Origin of the sequence: Microbacterium foliorum (assembly GCF_006385575.1) — a bacterium.
Taxonomy (GTDB): domain Bacteria; phylum Actinomycetota; class Actinomycetes; order Actinomycetales; family Microbacteriaceae; genus Microbacterium; species Microbacterium foliorum_B.
This window is the reverse complement of the sequence record NZ_CP041040.1, coordinates 3,287,951-3,307,322: the sequence shown is the minus strand read 5'-3', so window position 1 is coordinate 3,307,322 and position 19,372 is coordinate 3,287,951. Positions and strand designations below refer to the sequence as shown.

Genomic DNA, 19,372 nt, shown 5'->3' with positions numbered 1-19,372 from the left:
GAACCTCAGGCGAACATGACTCGTCGTCTCGCATCGTCTCGATAGGTTCGGCCCAGTGGGCTCACCCAATCGATCGTGCCGTCGGGGAGTTGCCTGGCCGACCAGCGATGCTCGTCGGCTATATCGGGATGCTTCAGCACATGGTGGCTCGCGCAGAGGTGAGCCAGGTTATGGATCTCGGTCCGTCCGCCCTTGGCATGATCGAAGGTGTGGTCGACCTGGCAGCGATGCACCGGCATCCTGCAGCCGGGGAACCGACAGTGCTGGTCTCGGGCGCGGAGGAATCGACGCATCGCCTCGGTGGGCGCATAGTTGTCGGTCTTGACGACGAGGCCTGTCGGATCAAGGAACAGGCGAGACCATCCGCGCATGCGACCGGCGAGATCGCGGGCCACACCGGGATGCAGGGGGCCGTGACCGTCGAGTTCGGCGGGACGCTCATCGCAGCCTGCGAGCGTCGTCGAGGCGACAGTGACGTGGATCCGCCCACGGATGTTATCGAGCCCTGAGCCGTTCGCGGCACTGGGATCGGCGGCAAGGAGGAGATCGATCAGCAGGTCGGCTCTGACCTGGTCGATCGTGCGCGTGTCTGCCGGGATGTGCTCGACCGTGGGATCGGTGGTGAACGTGCCCTCCCCGAAGATCGCGTAGTCATCGCGAGCCGCGGAGTCGGCGGCGATGTCGTCGGGGTAGATCGGGTTCTCGCCGTCATCGATGGGCTCGAGCACCGGCTCGCGGTCTGCCCGGCCGGCGATGACGGCGCGGGCCAGCTGCGTCAGGCGGTCGAGGATCGCCACGGCGAGATGCTCGGGGAGCACCGCGGTCAGCACGGCGAGCCCATCGCCGGCGGGCCGTACGGTCACCGTGCGTTCAGACAGTGCCCGTGCGTGCCGCTCATTGACCGTGGAACCCGCGAGGACTGCTGCCAGCGCCCTGAGGTGCACTCTCGTCCGTGCGGGGGTCTCCCTCTCTGCGACGGTCACGGCAGCGATGTCGTAGTCCTCGAGCGCCTCGGCATCCGCTCTGCCGTTGTTGACCGCCTCGCGGACGACCCCCGCTGCACGGACGATCTCGCGGACGTGCGCGGCCGTGACGATACCGTCGCGGAACGCCTGCTGCACACGCGGATGACCTCGCTCGAGGAAAGCCGCGTCGGTGAACGCGTACTCGATGCTGCCTTGCGCCATGCGACCTGCCGCGGAGTGCTCCGCGATCATCGATCGGTGGATGACATCGCGATGGAACGGGTTCTCGTCGCAGTCCGACTGGCTCAGGCGCATCCGCTCGGCGAGGAGAGCGGATGCCTCGGCCTCGAGAACGGCGATCTGTCTCCGCTTCTCGACCCATGAGTCGAGCAGCTCAGCGCGCTGCTCGAGGTCGGGATCGGTGGCGGATGTCATGCTTCGACTCTAGTAGATTTGTTCGAAGGTCGAGCAGAACAACGGAATGGAAGAGGGGTGGAATCGTGGGAACCGACAACGGATCGTTGCCTTCCTGTGAACAAGACACAGACATCTGGAAGGGTGCCGCTGGCAGACTGGACGCATGGTGACGTTGCTGCTGGACCAGACGCAACTCGAGATCGTGCTCTCGCCGATCGAGCGTGCGGCGAGCTTCCACCGTGACAACGTGCGGCTCGTGCGCGACACCATCACCAAGGTCCAGTTGATCGACGACGCGTGGACCTGGTTGCGTGGCGTGCCGAATCCGGGAACCCACATCCCCGGCGTGCTCGCCGCAGGAACGTGGAAGGCCGCGGGCAGCGTCGATTTCGTCCTCATCCGCCGCCGACGTCCCAGCGTGGTCATCGATCTCTCGGGTGACGCGCAGTACCGACGGCTGATACTCACGACGAGTCACGGCCTGGCGTTGACCCAGGCACTCCGACTCGACGTCTCGGATGAGCCGGCGGACGTCGAGGAGATCGTGGCGACGTCGCCGACGCCGGTGTCGAAGGGGAGTCGCCGTCCGGTGATCCGCCCGCGACCCGCCTGAGAGACCCTGGAACGAGCGAATGCCCTCCGCAGCCTCGAGGCACGGAGGGCGTTCGCATCGAGGCCCGCTCAGCTGATCTCAGGGACGGTCGTGCTCGCCGTCGTGGTGCTCGTGGTGCTCGCCCTCGTGCTGCTCTTCGTCGCGGCCGTGGTCCGCTTCCGGAGCGGCATCCGCGTCCGCGTCCGTCGCCACCTCCGCGCCTGTCTCCGTCTCCGCTGATGCGTCGGCTTCACCGAGCGGATAGTCCTTGGGTTCGTCCTCGTAGTAGGCGCGCGCGGCGGCGGCGAGCATCGAGGTGACGGCCGCCGAGCGAGGGTCGTCTTCGCGAGGGGAAGCCTCCTCCGACTCGTCGGACTCGTGCACCTCGGCGAAGAACTCGACTCCAGAGTGCTCGTCGTTGCCGTCCTCGTTCGCGGCCGTGTCGGAGTCCTCGGCGGCAGGAGCGTCGGCACCGTCTTCAGCGATGTCGGCGTCGGTGTCCGCGGCGACAGGAGCGTCGGCACCGTCGGCCGGTGCCGTGCCGAACAGGATGTCGTCGAACGACGGTCGGGTGCTCTCCGCCTCAGGTTCGGCAGACGTCTCCGGCTCCATCGATCCGCCAGTCGAGTCTGCATCGCCGGGGGCGTCATCGCCGCCCGCATGGGCTGCCTCGGAGGCGATGTCGGCCGCATCCTCTGCGTCGTTGGCATCCGAGGCGTCCGCTGCGTAGCGGAGCTCTGCCGCGGCGTACTCGACATCACGAGCGGCATCTGCAGCATCCGCCGCGTCGTCGGCCTCGGCATCCGCCGCGTCGGCCGCCGCGCGAGCGGCGTCTGACGCGGCTGCATCGGACTCGGAGGACTCAGGTGCGGCTGCTGCGTCGGACTCGGAGACATCCTCAGCCGGGGAGGTGTCGGAGTCGGCAGCGTCGGAGTCCGTCTCGGCGGAATCGGCGGTCGAGGATTCGGATGCCGCCGCACCACCGATGACCGGCGTTTCGTCCTCATCGGCCTCCGCGACCGGCGCGGCGGCCTCGACGACCGGCGGGGCGGCCTCGACGACCGGCGCGGCGGTGATGGCCTGCGGTGCGAGCCTGCCGCCGCGGACGAGTTCGATGAAGACGTCTTCGAGGGTCGGGCCGCGCTGCACGAGAGTGGCGAGGGCGATGCCCGCCGATGCCGCGATGGCGCCGACCGCACCCGCGTTGCTGCCGCGAACCGTGAGACCCGAGCGGAGCACCTCGACCTCGAGGCCTGCCGCTGAGAGCGCCGACTTCAGCGCGGCACGATCCACCGCGTCGACCACGACCGATCCTGCCGACGGATCGGCGAGCTTCTCGATGCCGCTCGAGAGCACGAGCTGGCCCTTCGAGAGCACGAGCACGTGGTCTGCGACCTGCTCGATCTCACTCAGCACGTGAGAGGAGACGAGAACCGTGCGGCCCTCGTCTGCGAGGCGGCGCAGGAGGAGGCGGATCCAGCGGATGCCCTCCGGGTCGAGGCCGTTCGCCGGTTCGTCGAAGACCAGAGCGCCGGGATCGCCCAGCAGCGCGTGCGCCACGCTCAGTCGCTGACGCATTCCGAGCGAGAAGCTGCCGATGCGACCTTCGGCTTCGTGCTCGAGACCGACCAGCGAGAGGACCTCGTCGACACGCGAGAGTGGGATGCCGTTGGCCTTGGCCGCGATCGTCAACTGGCGTGAAGCCGAGCGACGAGGGCGGTACGCGGTCTCCTCCAGGACGGAGCCGATCGTGCGCAGCGGGTGGCGCAGCTCTGAATGCGCAGTTCCACCGATCGTGGCGGTGCCGCTCGTGGCGCGCACCTGCCCGAGGAGGATGCGCAGGGTGGTGGTCTTTCCGGCGCCGTTCGGGCCGAGGAAAGCGGTCACGACACCGGGCTCGACTCGCGCGGAGAAGTCGGACACCGCCGTCACGTCGTTGAAGCGCTTCGTGACGTGCGTGAACTCGAGCACCTGTCCGTCGGGCATCTGCGACCTCTCGTTGCAGTGGGCAGTTCTGTCTATCCTGCCGGAAAAGCCGCAGGATCGTGCATTTACCCTACAAACGCCGCCGGATGCAAGGGTCGGTCCACCGGGTAGCCTGGCACCCGTGACCGAATCCAGCGCAGCTCCCCGGGTCCTCGTCCGTACCGAAGGAGCCCTCGGCAGGCTGACCCTGAACCGCCCGGAAGCGATCAACGCGCTCGACCCCGGGATGATCCAGCTGCTGACGCAGGCGCTCGAGGACTGGCGTCACGACACCGACGTGCAGATCGTCGTCATCGACGGCGCGGGCGAGCGGGGCATGTGCGCCGGGGGAGACGTTCGCGGACTGCATGGACAGATCGTGGCAGGACGCACGGAGGAGACCACCGAGTTCTTCCGCGCCGAGTACGCGCTGAACGCGATGATCGCCGAGTACCCGAAACCCATCGTCTCCATCGCCGACGGCATCACGATGGGCGGCGGCGTCGGCCTCTCGGGTCACGCGGCCATCCGCATCGTCACCGAGCGTTCGAAGCTGGCGATGCCCGAGACGCGCATCGGATTCACCCCCGATGTCGGCGGCACGCGGCTGCTGGGGCGCACGCCCGGCCGGTTCGGCGAGTACTTCGGACTCACGGGTTCGACGATGACCGGAGCGGATGCCGTGCTGCTCGGCTTCGCCGACCACTTCGTGCCGTCCGATCGACTCGATGCACTGCGCGAGGCTCTCGCCTACCGCGCCGACCCGACCGGGCCGGCCGAGATCGTGCTGCTGTTCGACGAGACTCCTGAGCCGTCTGCGCTGCCGGCCTCCCGCGACTGGATCGACCGCGCGTTCTCGGCCGACACGATCGCGGAGATCGTGTCGCGACTGCGTGCCGAGGAGGCTGCGGATGCCTCGACGACCGCGGACCTGCTCGAGAGCCTGGCCCCGACAGGACTGGCGGTCACGCTCGACGCCGTCAGGGAGGCGCGTCGACTCCCGGATCTGCGAGCCGCGCTCGAGGGTGAGTACCGCCGCGTGATGTGGTTCGTGACGCGGCATCCCGATCTCGTCGAAGGGATCCGGGCCCAGCTCATCGACAAGGACCGCAATCCGAAGTGGAACCCGGCGACGATCGCCGAACTCCCGTCGGATGCCGGTGCCGAGGCTCGGGATTTCGTGCCCGAACGCTCGCTCTTCTGAGACATTTCGGTATATCCGTGGTTGTTCGCCGCGGTGCATAAACCGCTGGCCGCGCACGAAATGGTTCGCTGTCAGCGAAGGTCCACCCACCAGGGGATACGAATGTCCGAAGTTCATGCCACTCTTGCTTGTGCGTGATCGTCGGCCTGCGTCCGCCCGTCGGGAGATCCGCCGACTCATCCTTCCTAGAAAGTCCGCCTGTGCTGGGAAAAATCCTCCTCCGCTATCTCGCCCGCTATAAGTGGCTGCTCGCGGCCGTCCTGGTGTTCCAGTTCGCCAGCGCGCTCGCCACCCTCTACCTCCCGCGCCTGAACGAAGACATCATCAACAAGGGCGTCGCCCAGTCGGACACCGCCTACATCTGGCGCACCGGACTCTTCATGCTCGCCGTCTCGCTGGGGCAGATCATCGCCTCGGTCATCGCGACCTACTTCGCCGCCCGCGCGTCGATGGGTGCGGGGCGCGACATCCGCGCCGACGTCTTCGGCAAGGTGAGCGGATTCTCCGAGCGCGAGGTGTCGCAGTTCGGTGCCGGTTCGCTCATCACGCGCAACACCAACGACGTGCAGCAGGTGCAGATGCTCGCGATGATGGGCGCCACCATGCTCGTCACCGCGCCACTGCTCGCGATCGGCGGAATCATCTTCGCCGTGCAGACGAACATCGGGCTGAGCTGGCTCATCGCGGTGTCCGTGCCGCTGCTGCTGATCGTCGCCGGGCTCGTCGTCAGCCGCATGGTTCCCCTGTTCCGCAGCTATCAGGGCAAGCTCGACACCGTGAACCGCGTGCTGCGCGAGCAGCTCACCGGCGTGCGCGTGGTGCGAGCCTTCGTGCGAGAGAGCATCGAAGAAGAGCGCTTCCGCGGCGCCAACACCGACATCATGGTGGTCGGCCGCAAGGTCGGCTCGCTGTTCGTCCTGCTGTTCCCGCTGTTCATGCTGATCCTCAACGTCACGATCGTTGCGGTCGTGTGGTTCGGCGGCATCGAGGTCAACAGCGGCACGGTGCAGGTCGGCACGATCTTCGCGTTCATGCAGTACATCGGCCAGATCATGGGCGGTGTCATCATGGCCAGCTTCATGGCGATCATGATCCCTCGCGCCGCGGTCTCGGCCGAGCGCATCGGCGAGGTCCTCGAGACGCAGTCGAGCATGGAGCGTCCGGCGAACGGCGTCACCGACTTCCCGACCCCCGGTTCGGTCGCCTTCGACGATGTCGAGTTCACCTACCCCGGGGCCGACTCCCCGGTGCTCAAGGGCATCAGCTTCGCGGCCGAGCCCGGCGAGACCGTCGCGATCGTGGGTTCGACGGGCGCGGGCAAGACGACACTCGTGTCGCTGATCCCGCGGCTCTTCGACGTCTCGGGCGGAGCGGTCTTCGTCGGCGGCGCAGATGTCCGTGAGGCGGACGTCGAGTCGTTGTGGGCGACGATCGGTCTGGTCCCGCAGCGTCCGTTCCTCTTCACCGGCACGGTGGCGTCGAACCTCCGCTACGGCAGGGAGGACGCGACCGATGAAGAGCTCTGGCACGCCCTCGAGATCGCTCAGGGTCGTGACTTCGTCGAGGAGATGCCGCAGGGCCTCGAATCGCGCATCACCCAGGGCGGCACGAACGTGTCGGGCGGACAGCGTCAGCGTCTGGCGATCGCCCGAGCGATCGTGCGTCAGCCGCAGATCCTGGTGTTCGACGACTCGTTCTCGGCTCTCGACCTCACCACCGACGCCCGGTTGAGGCAGGCGCTATGGCGTGAGCTGCCGCACGTGACCAAGATCGTGGTCGCACAGCGCGTCTCGTCCATCACCGATGCGAATCGCATCGTCGTGCTCGAAGGGGGCACCATGGTCGGCGTGGGCACGCACGAGGAGCTCCTCGAGACGAGCACCACCTACCGAGAGATCGTCGAATCGCAGCTGGGGGTGGACGCATGAGCGAGCAGAACACCTCCAAGACCCGCCGTGGTCGCGCGGCCAAGGCCTCGGCCGCGACCACTGCGGTCGAGCCCGAAATGACCGAGGAAGAGAAGTACGAAGCCGAGCTCGCCGAGAAGGCGCGCCAGGACGGCGGCGGCTGGGACAGCGTCGCACCGGGCAAGGCCGACAACTTCGGCAAGAGCTTCAGCCGGATGATCGGGCTGCTCAAGCCGTCGGCCGTATGGTTCATCCTCGTGTCGATCGCCGGCGCCGTCGGCGTCGTGCTCACGGTCGCCGCGCCCAAGGTGCTCGGCGAGGCCACGAACCTCATCTACAAGGGCTTCATCTCGGTGCAGCTCGCTCAGGCGAACGGAGACTTCCCCGGTTTCCCCGCCGGCACCCCACAGGACGACGTCGTCGCGGCGCTCCGCCGGGGCGGGCAGGACGACTTCGCCAACCAGGTCGCGGCACTCGGCAGCTTCCGGGTCGGTGACGGCGTCGACTTCGACGCGCTGCGGTGGATCATCATCGCGGTGCTGGCGATCTATGTCACGGCCGCCTTCCTCAGCTGGCTCCAGGGCTACGTGATCAACGTCATCATGGTCCGCACCATGTGGCGCCTGCGCGAAGCGGTCGAGGCAAAGATCAACCGTCTGCCGCTGTCGTACTTCGACAAGGTGCAGCGCGGCGACCTGATATCGCGTGTGACCAACGACATCGACAACATCACGCAGACGATGCAGCAGTCGCTGTCGGGTGCGATCACGGCCGTGCTCACGGTCGTGGGTGTGCTGGTGCTGATGTTCTCGATCTCGTGGCAGCTCGCCCTCGTCGCCCTGGTCGCGCTCCCGCTGATGGGTGTGATCTTCGGTGTCATCGGCCCTCGCTCGCAGAAGGCCTTCGGCACGCAGTGGCGCAAGGTCGGCCGCCTGAACGCCCGCGTCGAGGAGGCTTTCTCCGGCCACGCGCTGGTCAAGGTCTTCGGTCGCGAGCAGGATGCGCTCGAGAAGTTCAAGGACGAGAACGAGGAGCTGTTCCAGGCCAGCTTCAAGGCGCAGTTCCTCTCCGGCATCATCATGCCGGCGATGACCTTCGTCGGCAGCCTCACCTACGTGGGCATCGCTGTGCTCGGCGGCCTCATGGTCGCGAGCGGGCAGCTGCGTCTCGGTGACGTGCAGGCGTTCATCCAGTACTCGCAGCAGTTCACGCAGCCGCTGTCGGAGCTCGGTGGAATGGCCGCGGTCGTTCAGTCAGGAACGGCGTCCGCCGAGCGGGTGTTCGAGCTGCTCGACACCGAAGAGCAGGAGGCCGACGCCGTCGATGCTCCGAAGCTCGCCGACGGCAAGGGCGTCGTGGAGTTCGAGAACGTCGCGTTCTCGTACACACCCGAGCGTCCGCTCATCACCGACCTCTCGTTCCGGGTCGAGCCCGGTCAGACGGTCGCGATCGTCGGTCCGACCGGAGCCGGCAAGACGACGCTCGTCAACCTCATCATGCGATTCTACGAACTGAACGGCGGGTGGATCCTGCTCGATGGTCAGGACATCTCCGAGGTCACGCGCGAACAGCTGCGCTCACGCACCGGCATGGTGCTGCAGGACCCGTGGCTGTTCGCCGGCAGCATCCGCGAGAACATCCGATACGGACGCTCCACCGCGACCGACGACGAGGTACTCGAGGCGGCAAAGGCGACGTATGTCGATCGCTTCGTGCGCTCCCTCCCCGAGGGGTACGACACGGTGCTCGACGAAGACGCGTCGAATGTCTCGGCGGGTGAACGTCAGCTGATCACGATCGCGCGAGCGTTCGTCGCTCAGCCCTCGATCCTGATCCTCGACGAGGCGACGTCGGCGGTCGACACCCGCACCGAGGTGCTGCTGCAGCACGCGATGGCGGCGCTGCGACAGGGACGCACGTCGTTCGTGATCGCTCACCGTCTGTCGACCATCCGCGATGCCGACCTCATCCTCGTGATGGAGCACGGCGACATCGTAGAGAAGGGCACGCACGACGAGCTCATCACCGCCCAGGGCGCATACTGGCGTCTCTACCAGTCGCAGTTCGAGCAGGCGGCCACCGACATCGACGCAGAGGACGCGCTCACGGGCTCGACCCCTGTCGTCGTGAGCGGCGACGCCGAAGAAGCGGCTGCCGCAGCACAGGTCGGGGTCTCGGTGGGAGCGCAGGTTCCCGCCGCCGAGGCCGCTGCGGCACAGTCCGTCGTCGAGCGCTCGGATGACGGCGGCCACAAGGCCTGATTCGCACGAGGATCGATCCGCACGACGGCCGATCCGCACACGGTCCGACAAGCAGAACGCCCCGACTCCCGTTGATCCGGGGGCGGGGCGTTCTGCTGAGCCTGAGCCTGGGCTTGTGCCGCGACCTCAGCGCTGCGCTGCGGTGATGCCGAGCAGCTCGAGCGGATGGGTCAGGCGCCACCACGGGCTCGGGGCATCGACGTCGTCTGCGAGTGACAGCGACGTCGTCACGGTGTTCAACGGTCCGGCGCTCGTCATCGTGCCGACCTCGTCGCCCGACTCGCGGTTGTCGCCGAGGGAGAAGTCCGTCGAAGCCTGGGCCGTTGCGCCGTTCCAGAGCACGACGTCGGCATCGGCATCCGTCACGACGTCGGTGGTCGCGCCCCACGGAGTGGTCACCGTGCCGACGACGGTGCCGGCCGCGACAGCGGGAGGCAGCTGCTCGAGCGCCGTCTCGACCTGAGCGAACAGCGAACGGGTCTCGGTCAGGCGCTGTGCATCATCGGCCTGGCCGAGAACGGATGCGTAGAGGCGCACCGTCGTGTCGTCGAGCGTGATGACCTTCGCGGTCAGCAGGTTCCAGCTGTCGCCGAGCGTGCCGGTCTTGACGCCGACCACGCCCGGATCCGCCAGCATCCCGTTCGTGTTCACCACGGTCCCCGCGCCCGGAAGATCGACAGACGGGGTGCCGACGATGCCGGCGAACACCGGGTTCTGCATCGCCAGCTCGGCCAGCGCGACCAGTGACTCGGGCGTGGCCCTGTTGCGGTCGTCGAACCCCGACGGGGTCACGATCGTGATGTCGTCGAGGCCGCGGTCGCGCAGCCACACCTCCGCCGCGGCGGTGAACGCCGACGGAGACCCCCAGATCTCCTGGGAGAGACGATCGATGTAGTTGTTCGCCGAACCGAGCAGCGTTCCCTGCAGGAGCTGGAACTCGGTGAGCGTGCCGCCCACGGGCACGTCGAGTGCCGACTGGTCGGAGCGGCGGTAGTCCCAGTACGCCAGGTTGTCTGCACGGGTGAACGAGAACTCCGGGCCCTGCTCGCCCACGGCGAGGGGCATCCGATCGAGCACCATCAGGCTCGAGACGACCTTGGTGACACTCGCGATCGCCGCCGCATCGAGCGACGACGACGTCGTGCCGATGCCGCCGATTCCCACGGCTGCGCTTCCCTGGGCGGGCCAGGTGATGGCGGCTGCGGGCGCGGCGATCGTCGTCAGCTCGACCGCCTGCACGGCCGGCGCCACCTCGTGCAACGGCCACAGCATGGCCGACCCGACATAGGTGCCGAGCAATCCGACGAGAACGCCGAGCGGAACCAGCACGCCGGGGCGGGTGATCGCCGGGCGCAGGTGCGCTCCGGTCAGAAGTGCGCCGCCGCTCGCCGCGGGAGGCGTGTCATCGAGCGCCTCGGTCGCCGGGTGTCGAGCGATTTCGACCGCGTCGACCCACGTCAACGGCGTCCCACCGCTCGCGCCCTCGGCCCACTGGGCCTCGGGAGCCGTGTCGGGAGTCGTGTCAGGAGCGAAGATCGCAGCGGCCTCGTCATCCGCACCCGATTCGGGCGCCGCATCCGTCTCGACGGCCGCTGAGACGTCGGCCTCAGGCAGCGCCACCGTCGAACCGGCAGGCCCCGACGCATCAGCCGCGGAACCGGCAGGCGCTGTCGCCTCAGGCACCGACGCCTCAGCCGTCGGACCCGCAGGCGCTGACGCATCGGGCGTCGACGCGTCGCCCGCAGGAACGGCGGAGGCGGTGGCCTCGGCGGAATCAGGAGCGGTCACCTCCTCACGGTACCGAACTCGCGCAGAGTTCCGTGTCGCTGCAACAGGAGCAGACGCGAGTGTCGGCACTGGGTAAGATCGTCAGAACAACCACGGGAGTCCGGCGAGCCGGGCTGAGAGGGAGCGAATCGCGCTTCGACCGTCGAACCTGATCTGGGTAATGCCAGCGCAGGGAGGAGTCACTGATGAGTACATCCACGTCCGGATCCACCACGGAATCCGCATCCGTCTCGCGCGCCTCGAAGGGCCTCGGTCGCCCCGAGCTCTGGCGCTGGCGGGTCGTCGACATCGTCGTCGCCAGCGTCATCGCCGTCGCCTGCGCGCTGATCTTCCTGCTCTGGAACGTCGGCTACGAGGTACCGAGCAGCATCCTGACCCCCCTGCTCCCCGGCGTGCAGGGCCTGCTCGCCGGCCCCTGGCTGATCGCCGGTGTGCTCGGCGGTCTCATCATCCGCAAGCCGGGTGCCGCGCTCTACACCGAGCTGGTCGCCGCGATCATCTCGGCGCTCGTCGGCAACGCGTGGGGTCCGCTCACCATCGTCTCGGGCCTCGTGCAGGGTCTCGGAGCTGAGCTGATCTTCTTCGTGTTCCTCTACGGAGTCTGGCGTCTGCCCGTCGCGATGCTGGCGGGTGCCGGAGCGGGACTCGCGTGCGGCATCAACGACCGCATCCTCTGGTACGCCGGTGCGGACACGCTCTTCACGACTGCGTACATCGTCTCGACGACCGTCTCGGGTGCCGTCATCGCCGGACTCGGAGCGTGGTTGATCGCCCGAGGACTCGCAGCCACAGGCGCCCTCAGCCGGTTCGCCGCCGGCCGCGAGGTCACCGCACGCGTGTGAGCTCGCCCCTGACACCCGCCACCCTCGAAGCCCGCGGCTGGGGGTGGCGGTACGCGACGCGACTGCGTTGGGCGGTGCGCGACATCGCCCTGCGCATCGAACCCGGCGAGCGGGTGCTGCTGCTGGGGGCCTCGGGCTCTGGCAAGTCGACCCTGCTGCAGGGATTCGGTGGGGTGCTGGGAGGCGCCGACGAGGGCGAGACGCACGGCGGGCTGCTCGTCGACGGCGTGCCGCCCACCGAGGCACGCGGTCGCGTCGGCATGGTGTTGCAGGACCCGGACGCCCAGACGATCCTCGCCAGGGTCGGCGACGACGTCGCCTTCGGCTGCGAGAACCTCGGAATCCCCCGTGACGAGATCTGGCAGCGGGTGCGCATGGCGCTGGATGCGGTCGAGCTCGACGTCGCACTCGATCGGTCGACGGCGGCGCTGTCGGGCGGTCAGAAGCAGCGTCTCGCACTCGCCGGCGTGCTGGCGATGCGTCCGGGCGCCATCCTGCTCGACGAGCCGACGGCGAACCTCGACCCCGAGGGAGTGCGGGACGTGCGGGATGCCGTCGCCGCCGCCCTCGATGCCACGGGCGCGACCCTCGTGGTGATCGAGCATCGTATCGACGTCTGGCTGCCGCTCGTCACCCGAGTGATCGTGCTCGGCGCCGAGCCGGAGGGCACGGTCGTGCTCGCCGATGGCAGCCCGGACGAGGTTCTCGGCGCACGAGGGGCCGAGCTCGCAGCATCCGGTGTGTGGGTTCCCGGACACCCGCCGGCCGTTCCGCCCGCACCTGCGCACCTGCCGGGGGACACCCTGCTCGCAGCGCGTGGCCTCACGGTCGCCCGGAGGCGCGGGCTCGCGGTCGCCGGTCCGTTCGACGTCGAGGTGCGCGCGGGCGAGGTGCTCGGCGTGACCGGTGCGAACGGCGCGGGCAAGTCGACGCTCGGACTCACGCTCGCGGGGCTCATCCCGGCCGAGGACGGCCGGGTCTCGGCTCTGCCTGCGCTCGCCGCGGGAGAGAACCCCGACCCCATCCGCTGGTCGTCTCGCGCCTTGCTCACCCGCATCGCATCGGTCATGCAGACCCCCGAGCACCAGCTGCTCGCCAAGACTGTGCGCGAGGAGCTGTCGGTCGGACCGCGGGCGCTGAAGCTCTCCGACGCCGAGATCGCCGCCCGTGTCGACGACCTGCTCGAACGGCTGCGCCTCACCTCGCTGGCCGGCGCCAACCCCTACACGCTGTCGGGAGGGGAGAAACGGCGGCTCACTGTCGCGGCGGCGCTCGCCACACGGCCGCGGATGCTGGTGCTCGACGAGCCCACCTTCGGGCAGGACGCCACGACCTGGGCTGAACTCGTCGGCCTGATCGCACGCCTGCGCGATGAGGGCACGGCGATCGTGGCGATCAGCCATGACGAAGCCGTGCTGGAGGCCCTGCACGCGCGGCGGCTGGAGATCGGCGAGGTCGACCGATGATCGATCCGCTGACCGCCCGCATCGAAAGAGCGGGGCCGATCGCCCCCCGCTCAGCCCTGGCGAAGCTCGCCGCCGCACTGTTGATCGCGCTGCCCCTCGTGCTGACGATCGACGTCGTCTCGGCATCCGTCGCCCTGCTGCTCGAGATCCCGCTGCTCCTTCTCGCGGGCCTGCGGGCCAAGGAGTTCTGGACCCGCACCGCCGTGCTGTGGATCGCCGCACCGTTGAGCGCGGTCACCATCGCGCTCTACGGCGCGACCAGCGGCACGGTGCACTTCGAGTGGCTGGTCATGCGCGTCAGCGACGGTTCGCTCACCCTCGCCGCCGCGACCGCCGTGCGGGTCCTCGCGATCGGACTGCCCGCCGTGGTGCTCTTCGTCACGGTCGATCCCACCGACCTCGCCGACGACCTGGCACAGCGGGTCAGGCTGCCGGCGCGGTTCGTCGTGGGTGCGCTCGCCGGGATGCGGATGCTGGGCCTGCTCGCCGACGACTGGCGTGCACTGTCCCTCGCGCGGAGAGCCCGCGGAGTCGCCGACGAGGGCCGGGTGCGCCGAGCGTTCGGCATGGCCTTCGCGCTGTTCGTGCTGGCCATCCGACGCGGATCCTCGCTGGCCACCGCCATGGAGGCTCGTGGTTTCGGCGGCACCGGCCGACGCTCGTGGGCGCGGGAGTCGAGGTGGGACCGACGCGACACGGCGCTCGTGGTCGTCGCGGCGGTGATCCCGGTGGTCGCGATCACGGTGGCCGTGCTGACGGGGGCCTGGAACTTCATCCTCGGTCCGACCGCCTGAGGCGGCGGGAAGCGGCCGACCCACAGTGCCCATTCAGCTTTCTCATAGCTGAGACCCCGATGTATTCGCTAGCATCTAGTGAACCCAAGGGGAGTACTCCACCACGGGCGGCTCGTCATTACGGATGTCCCTGCATCCCGGGTCCCCGGTTCTCGTCCGCGAGAATGGAGAAGACCTTGGCGTCGACATCGTCACGCCTCGTCTTTTGGAGACCTCCTTGAACATCACGCCTCTCGTGTGGATCATCACGATCGCCGTCACGATCGCCTTCTTCGTGTACGAGTTCTTCGCCCATGTGCGAAAGCCGCATGAGCCCACCATCGGCGAGTCCGCGCGCTGGTCGGCTTTCTACATCGGCCTCGCGCTGCTGTTCGGCGTCGGCATCGGCACCGTGTCCGGCTGGACCTACGGCGGAGAGTACTTCGCCGGGTACCTCACCGAGAAGGCGCTCTCGATCGACAACCTCTTCGTCTTCCTGATCGTGATGACCGGCTTCGCCGTGCCGCGGATCTATCAGCAGAAGGTGCTGATGATCGGCATCGTGATCGCGCTGATCATGCGCGGTGGCTTCATCGCCCTCGGTGCCACGCTGATCGAGAACTTCTCGTGGATCTTCTACCTCTTCGGCGCCCTGCTGCTGTTCCTCGCCTACCGACAGGCGTTCGCGCACGGTGATTCCGACCCGGCCAACGGCCGCTTCATGCGCTTCGTGCGTCGCATCCTGCCGGTGAGCGACGAGTACAACGGCGACCGCCTCACGGTGAAGCGCGACGGCAAGCGCTTCTTCACCCCGATGTTCCTCGTGATCATCGCGATCGGCTTCGTCGACCTGATCTTCGCGGTCGACTCGATCCCCGCGATCTACGGTCTGACCGAAGAGGCGTACATCGTCTTCACGGCCAACGCGTTCGCCCTCATGGGTCTGCGTCAGCTGTACTTCCTCATCGGCGGTCTGCTGCAGCGCCTGGTCTACCTCGCCCAGGGTCTCGCGGTCATCCTCGCCTTCATCGGCGTCAAGCTCGTCATGCACGCCCTGCACGTCAACGAGCTGCCGTTCATCAACGGCGGCGAGCCGCTGCTCTGGGTGCCCGAGATCCCGATCTGGTTCTCTCTGGTCTTCATCGGCGCGACCATCGCCGTCGCCACCATCGCGAGCCTCATGAAGACGCGACGCGACGACAAGCGCGATGCGCTCGACGCGGCATCCTCTCCGGTCTCGGCCGACGATGCACCCGCCGCCGCTTCCGTCACCTCCACCTCTGCATCCCTCACCGACACACAGAAGGAACACTCGTGAACCAGTCGCGCCGCTCAGACGCGTCCGCAGACCCTGACAGACCCGGTGCCCGAATGACCTCGGGCACCCCCGCACCGCTCGAGGTGACCCGCTGATGGGCGACCTCGCGGTGAACATCGCACTGGTGTTCGTGTTCGTCCTCGTCGGCGGCGTGTTCGCCGCCACCGAGATGGCGCTCGTCACGCTGCGCGAGAGCCAGATCAACGCCATCGCGGCTCGCGGCAGGCGAGGAGAGAAGGTCGCGAGTCTGGCTCGCAACCCGAACACCTTCCTCTCTGCGGTGCAGATCGGCGTGACGGTCGCCGGTTTCGCGTCGGCGGCATACGGTGCGACCTCGATCGCCCCGTCGGTCGCGCCCCTGCTCGAGAACCTAGGAGTCGCGGCCCCGTTGGCCCTGACGCTGGCGACCGTGCTGCTGACGCTGGTGATCGCGTACCTCTCGCTCGTGCTGGGCGAGCTCGTGCCCAAGCGCCTCGCGATCCAGCGCAACGCCCAGTTCGCATATGCCGTCGCGCCGGTGCTCGACGGCTTCGCCACGGTCATGCGCCCCGTCATCTGGCTGCTCTCGGTGTCGACCAACGCCGTGGTGCGCCTGCTCGGCGGCGACCCGAACAAGGCCGCCGACGAGCTCAGCGACGAGGAGCTGCGCGACATCGTCGCGACGCATCAAAGCCTCCCCGACGACGAGCGTCGGATTCTCGACGACGTGCTGTCGCTGCGCGGCCGTCAGGTGAGCGAGGTCATGCGACCTCGCCCCGAGGTCGTCGCACTCGACGGTGCGGCGACGCTGGCCGACGCGATCACGCAGGTCAGGGAGCTGCCGTTCTCGCGGTACCCGGTGATCGACGCGTCGCTCGACGACATCGTGGGCTTCGTGCACGTGCGCGACCTCTTCGAGGCCGCGCACGACGACTCGACGCGCGAGGTGCTCGGCCTCATGCGCCCGGTCGAGTACGTGCCGTCGACCGCGGGCGTGCTGCCGACCCTGACCCGCATGCGCGCCGCCGGACACCAGATCGCGGTCGTCGTCGACGAGTACGGCGGCACCGACGGCATCGTGACCCTCGAGGACCTCGTCGAGGAGGTCGTCGGCGAGATCTTCGACGAGTACGACACAGAAGACCGGATGCAGGATGCCGGCGGAGCCCTCGACGGGCGCCTGAATCTGCAGGACTTCGCTGAGATCACCGGCATCGCCCTGCCCCGAGGTGCCTCAGACACGGTCGCCGGCTTCGTGATGGAGATGCTCGGACGCCTCGCGGTGGTCGGGGACTCGGTCGAGGTGCCCGGTGCGACGATCCGGGTCACCGCCGTGGACCGCCGGCGGATCGCCGAGATCCGGGTGGTTCTGCACGAGGAGCCGGGGTCGGATGCCGCAGAAGGCGGCACGCGGGCATGAGCGTCAGACCTGAGGCTCATGCCTGAGCCTCAGGTCTCGTTCCAGAGCCGGCGGTAGTACTCGAGTCGCTCCCGATCGGGGGCGACTCCGTATGCCTCGATGAGGGCGTCCGCCCAGCCGGGTCCGAAGTTCCACTCGGTGCTCATCGAGGCGACGGCGATGTCGGCCCAGCGGTCGGCTGTGCCGAGGGCCGCGAGATCGACATGCGCGAGCGGTCGACCGGCGTCGTCGAGCAGGGTGTTGGGCATGCAGGCGTCGCCGTGGCACACGACCAGCCGGTCGACCGGCGGGGGTCGGTGCAGGTCGGCGGGCACGGTGACGCCGCGGTCTGCGGCGTTCGCGATACGCCACGCAGGGTCCCACGCCCAGGGGCACTGCTCGACGGGCAGCGAGTCGTGCATCGCCCGCAGAGCGGCGCCGACGGCGCGCACAGCGGTCTCGGGGGCTTCGCTCCAGCGGTGATCGACGGCGCTGTGCCCGGGGAGCGCCGCGGTGACGAGCCACTCGTGAGCGTCATCCTCGCCCTGATCGAGCACCTCGGGAACCGGGATCCACTGCCGCGCCCACCGCATCCGCTCTGCCTCGTCGCGCATGTTCGCTTCGGCGTCGTGCGGCCCCCACTTGATGTAGCGCCCGTCGTCGGTGCGGAATGTGAGCCCGCCGATGCCGTTCAGCCACACCGGGGTCAGGGTGGCGCCCGCCGCCAGAGACAGCACGATCGGTGGGATCGTCGTCGTGGCGGAAGGGATGCTCATGGGCCGCTCGCTTCGTATCTGAACGTATATCGGTATGCACGTATTTTCCCGGTTCTCGGGGGTCATCCGCGGTTAGTCTCAGTCCCGGTCGCCGTCGGCGACCGCATCATCCATCCCACTCGACACACAGAGGTCTTCGTGCGCGTTTCGTCTCGGTCGCAGTGGTGGCGGCGGCACGGCAGCGATGCCGACGCCGCCTCGTCCGCATCCGAGGCTCTCGGGTCGGACGCCGCTCAGGCTACCGCCGCTGGGCTGCCGAAGGCTCCGGCGGTGTCGTCGCAGGAATCCGGCGAACGGGATCTCGACCAGTTCGTGGAGTGGATCTGGAGTGGAGACGCTGAGCCATCCGCGCCCGACGGCACCGTCGAGAGCGCACGCATCACCATTGAGGAGCAGTACAACATGAGTTCACTTGACGACGCCCTGCAGCAGCTGCTGGCCATCGAGGGCGCCACCGGCGCCGCGATCGTCGACTACGGCAGCGGCATGGCACTCGCCCAGGGCGGCAACCCCTCGTTCGACCTCGGGATCGCCGCGGCCGGCAACTCCAACGTCGTGCGCGCCAAGCTCGCCACGATGCGAGACCTCGGGGTCACCGACGAGATCGACGACATCCTCATCACCCTGAGCTCGCAGTACCACCTGATCAACGTGCTCAACACGACGGGCGCGAACGGTCTCTTCATCTACCTCGTGCTCAACAGCGCGTCGGCGAACCTCGCGCTCGCACGTCACAAGCTGAAGGGCATCGCCGCGCAGATAGAGGTCTGATCTCGCGAGTCGCTCGGAAGGGGCGGAGCCGGCATGGCTCCGCCCCTTCGATGTGCGCGGCGTAGGCTCGGGATCGACACTGTCGACGGATGCCATGCTCCCGACGTGTCGCCTGAAACTCGGAATCAGCTAAACTGACACTGAGTCGCACACGTTTCGAAGGAGAACCGCATGCAGATCCAGGGCTCGAGTGCTCTCATCACCGGCGGTGCGTCCGGTCTGGGCCTCGCCACCGCACGCACCCTCGCCGCCGCTGGCGCCGTCGTCACGATCCTCGACCTGCCGTCGTCGGCCGGAGCCGAGATCGCCGACGAGCTCGCTGGAGTCTTCGCGGGCGGCGACGTGACGAGCGCCGATGATGCCGCCGCGGCCGTCGCCGCAGCTCAGGCGGCAGCCCCGCTGCGCATCGTGGTCAACTGCGCCGGCATCGCCCCGCCGGCCAAGGTGCTCGATCGTGAGGGCAACCCCGCCGTGCTCGCCGACTTCGAGCGCATCGTGCGCATCAACCTCGTCGGCACCTTCAACGTCCTCTCGCAGGCCTCCGCCGTGATCGCGAAGAACGATCTTACAGACGACGGCGACCGCGGCGTGATCGTGAACACCGCGAGCGTGGCGGCCTTCGACGGTCAGATCGGTCAGCCGGCATACTCTGCCTCGAAGGGCGGCGTGCACGCGATGACCCTTCCGGTCGCTCGCGAGCTCGCCCGCTACGGCATCCGCGTCTGCACCATCGCCCCGGGCATCATGGAGACGCCGATGCTGATGGGCCTCCCGCAGGCCGCGCAGGACTCGCTCGGCCAGCAGGTGCCGTTCCCCTCGCGCCTGGGACGTCCCGACGAATACGCCGCCCTCGTGCAGCAGATCGTCGAGAACGGCTATCTCAACGGCGAGACGATCCGTCTCGACGGTGCCATTCGCATGGCGCCGAAGTAACCCGCAGCCCCACGCT

General features: G+C 68.3%; 15 protein-coding genes and 1 riboswitch. Of the genes, 11 read left to right on the top strand and 4 right to left on the bottom strand.

Going from position 1 to position 19,372, the window contains the following annotated elements; all coding sequences use genetic code 11:
- Positions 1-5 precede the first annotated feature (5 nt).
- Positions 6-1,400, bottom strand: coding sequence for an HNH endonuclease signature motif containing protein (locus FIV50_RS15975; protein ID WP_140038280.1), 1,395 nt, complete (start codon positions 1,398-1,400; stop codon positions 6-8).
- A 145-nt stretch (positions 1,401-1,545) separates the two neighbouring features.
- Here FIV50_RS15975 and FIV50_RS15970 point away from each other — a divergent pair, with 145 nt between their 5' ends.
- Positions 1,546-1,995 carry a hypothetical protein gene (locus FIV50_RS15970; RefSeq protein WP_140038279.1) on the top strand — a complete coding sequence of 150 codons (450 nt, stop codon included), beginning with the start codon at positions 1,546-1,548 and terminating at the stop codon, positions 1,993-1,995.
- A 78-nt stretch (positions 1,996-2,073) separates the two neighbouring features.
- On the opposite strand, the gene FIV50_RS17810 is transcribed toward FIV50_RS15970, so the two are convergent.
- Complete coding sequence (locus tag FIV50_RS17810) at positions 2,074-3,960, bottom strand: ATP-binding cassette domain-containing protein (protein WP_219846225.1); 1,887 nt, start codon at positions 3,958-3,960, stop codon at positions 2,074-2,076.
- Between the two features lie 121 nt (positions 3,961-4,081).
- On the opposite strand from FIV50_RS17810, the gene FIV50_RS15960 reads away from it, so the two are divergent.
- The 3 genes from FIV50_RS15960 (at position 4,082) to FIV50_RS15950 (ending at position 9,311) form a co-directional block, all read left to right on the top strand.
- Positions 4,082-5,143, top strand: coding sequence for an enoyl-CoA hydratase/isomerase family protein (locus tag FIV50_RS15960; RefSeq protein ID WP_140038278.1), 1,062 nt, complete (start codon positions 4,082-4,084; stop codon positions 5,141-5,143).
- 200 nt (positions 5,144-5,343) lie between these two features.
- Positions 5,344-7,071: an ABC transporter ATP-binding protein gene (locus FIV50_RS15955; RefSeq protein ID WP_140038277.1), complete on the top strand. Its 1,728-nt coding sequence runs from the start codon at positions 5,344-5,346 to the stop codon at positions 7,069-7,071.
- A complete protein-coding gene (locus tag FIV50_RS15950; RefSeq protein ID WP_140038276.1) occupies positions 7,068-9,311 on the top strand; it encodes an ABC transporter ATP-binding protein in 2,244 nt (747 codons plus the stop codon). The genes FIV50_RS15955 and FIV50_RS15950 overlap by 4 nt, the downstream gene beginning before the upstream one ends.
- Positions 9,312-9,437: 126 nt before the next feature.
- Here FIV50_RS15950 and FIV50_RS15945 read toward each other — a convergent pair whose 3' ends face one another.
- Positions 9,438-11,099: a D-alanyl-D-alanine carboxypeptidase family protein gene (locus tag FIV50_RS15945; protein ID WP_258184311.1), complete on the bottom strand. Its 1,662-nt coding sequence runs from the start codon at positions 11,097-11,099 to the stop codon at positions 9,438-9,440.
- A gap of 82 nt (positions 11,100-11,181) precedes the next feature.
- A riboswitch (TPP riboswitch) is annotated at positions 11,182-11,291 on the top strand.
- On the opposite strand from FIV50_RS15945, the gene FIV50_RS15940 reads away from it, so the two are divergent.
- The 5 genes from FIV50_RS15940 (at position 11,285) to FIV50_RS15920 (ending at position 16,897) form a co-directional block, all read left to right on the top strand.
- Positions 11,285-11,941, top strand: coding sequence for an ECF transporter S component (locus FIV50_RS15940; RefSeq protein WP_140038274.1), 657 nt, complete (start codon positions 11,285-11,287; stop codon positions 11,939-11,941). (Overlaps the previous riboswitch by 7 nt.)
- Positions 11,938-13,407 (top strand): ABC transporter ATP-binding protein, encoded by a 1,470-nt coding sequence (locus tag FIV50_RS15935; RefSeq protein WP_258184310.1) that lies wholly within the window; start codon positions 11,938-11,940, stop codon positions 13,405-13,407. The genes FIV50_RS15940 and FIV50_RS15935 overlap by 4 nt, the downstream gene beginning before the upstream one ends.
- A complete protein-coding gene (locus tag FIV50_RS15930; protein WP_140038273.1) occupies positions 13,404-14,201 on the top strand; it encodes an energy-coupling factor transporter transmembrane component T family protein in 798 nt (265 codons plus the stop codon). The genes FIV50_RS15935 and FIV50_RS15930 overlap by 4 nt, the downstream gene beginning before the upstream one ends.
- Positions 14,202-14,418: 217 nt before the next feature.
- The gene (locus FIV50_RS15925) at positions 14,419-15,498 is read left to right on the top strand and encodes a TerC family protein (RefSeq protein ID WP_181164249.1); all 1,080 of its coding nucleotides are present in this window, start codon (positions 14,419-14,421) and stop codon (positions 15,496-15,498) included.
- Positions 15,499-15,592: 94 nt separating this feature from the next.
- On the top strand, positions 15,593-16,897 hold the full coding sequence (locus tag FIV50_RS15920) for a hemolysin family protein (RefSeq protein ID WP_140038272.1): 1,305 nt from the start codon (positions 15,593-15,595) through the stop codon (positions 16,895-16,897).
- A 29-nt stretch (positions 16,898-16,926) separates the two neighbouring features.
- Here the strand turns inward: FIV50_RS15920 and FIV50_RS15915 are convergent, their stop codons facing one another.
- Complete coding sequence (locus FIV50_RS15915; RefSeq protein ID WP_140038271.1) at positions 16,927-17,652, bottom strand: aminoglycoside 3'-phosphotransferase; 726 nt, start codon at positions 17,650-17,652, stop codon at positions 16,927-16,929.
- Positions 17,653-17,790: 138 nt separating this feature from the next.
- On the opposite strand from FIV50_RS15915, the gene FIV50_RS17955 reads away from it, so the two are divergent.
- Positions 17,791-18,423, top strand: a complete 633-nt coding sequence (locus FIV50_RS17955; RefSeq protein WP_258184309.1) for a hypothetical protein — start codon at positions 17,791-17,793, stop codon at positions 18,421-18,423.
- Between the two features lie 171 nt (positions 18,424-18,594).
- On the top strand, positions 18,595-19,356 hold the full coding sequence (locus tag FIV50_RS15905; protein ID WP_140038270.1) for an SDR family NAD(P)-dependent oxidoreductase: 762 nt from the start codon (positions 18,595-18,597) through the stop codon (positions 19,354-19,356).
- Positions 19,357-19,372 lie beyond the last annotated feature (16 nt).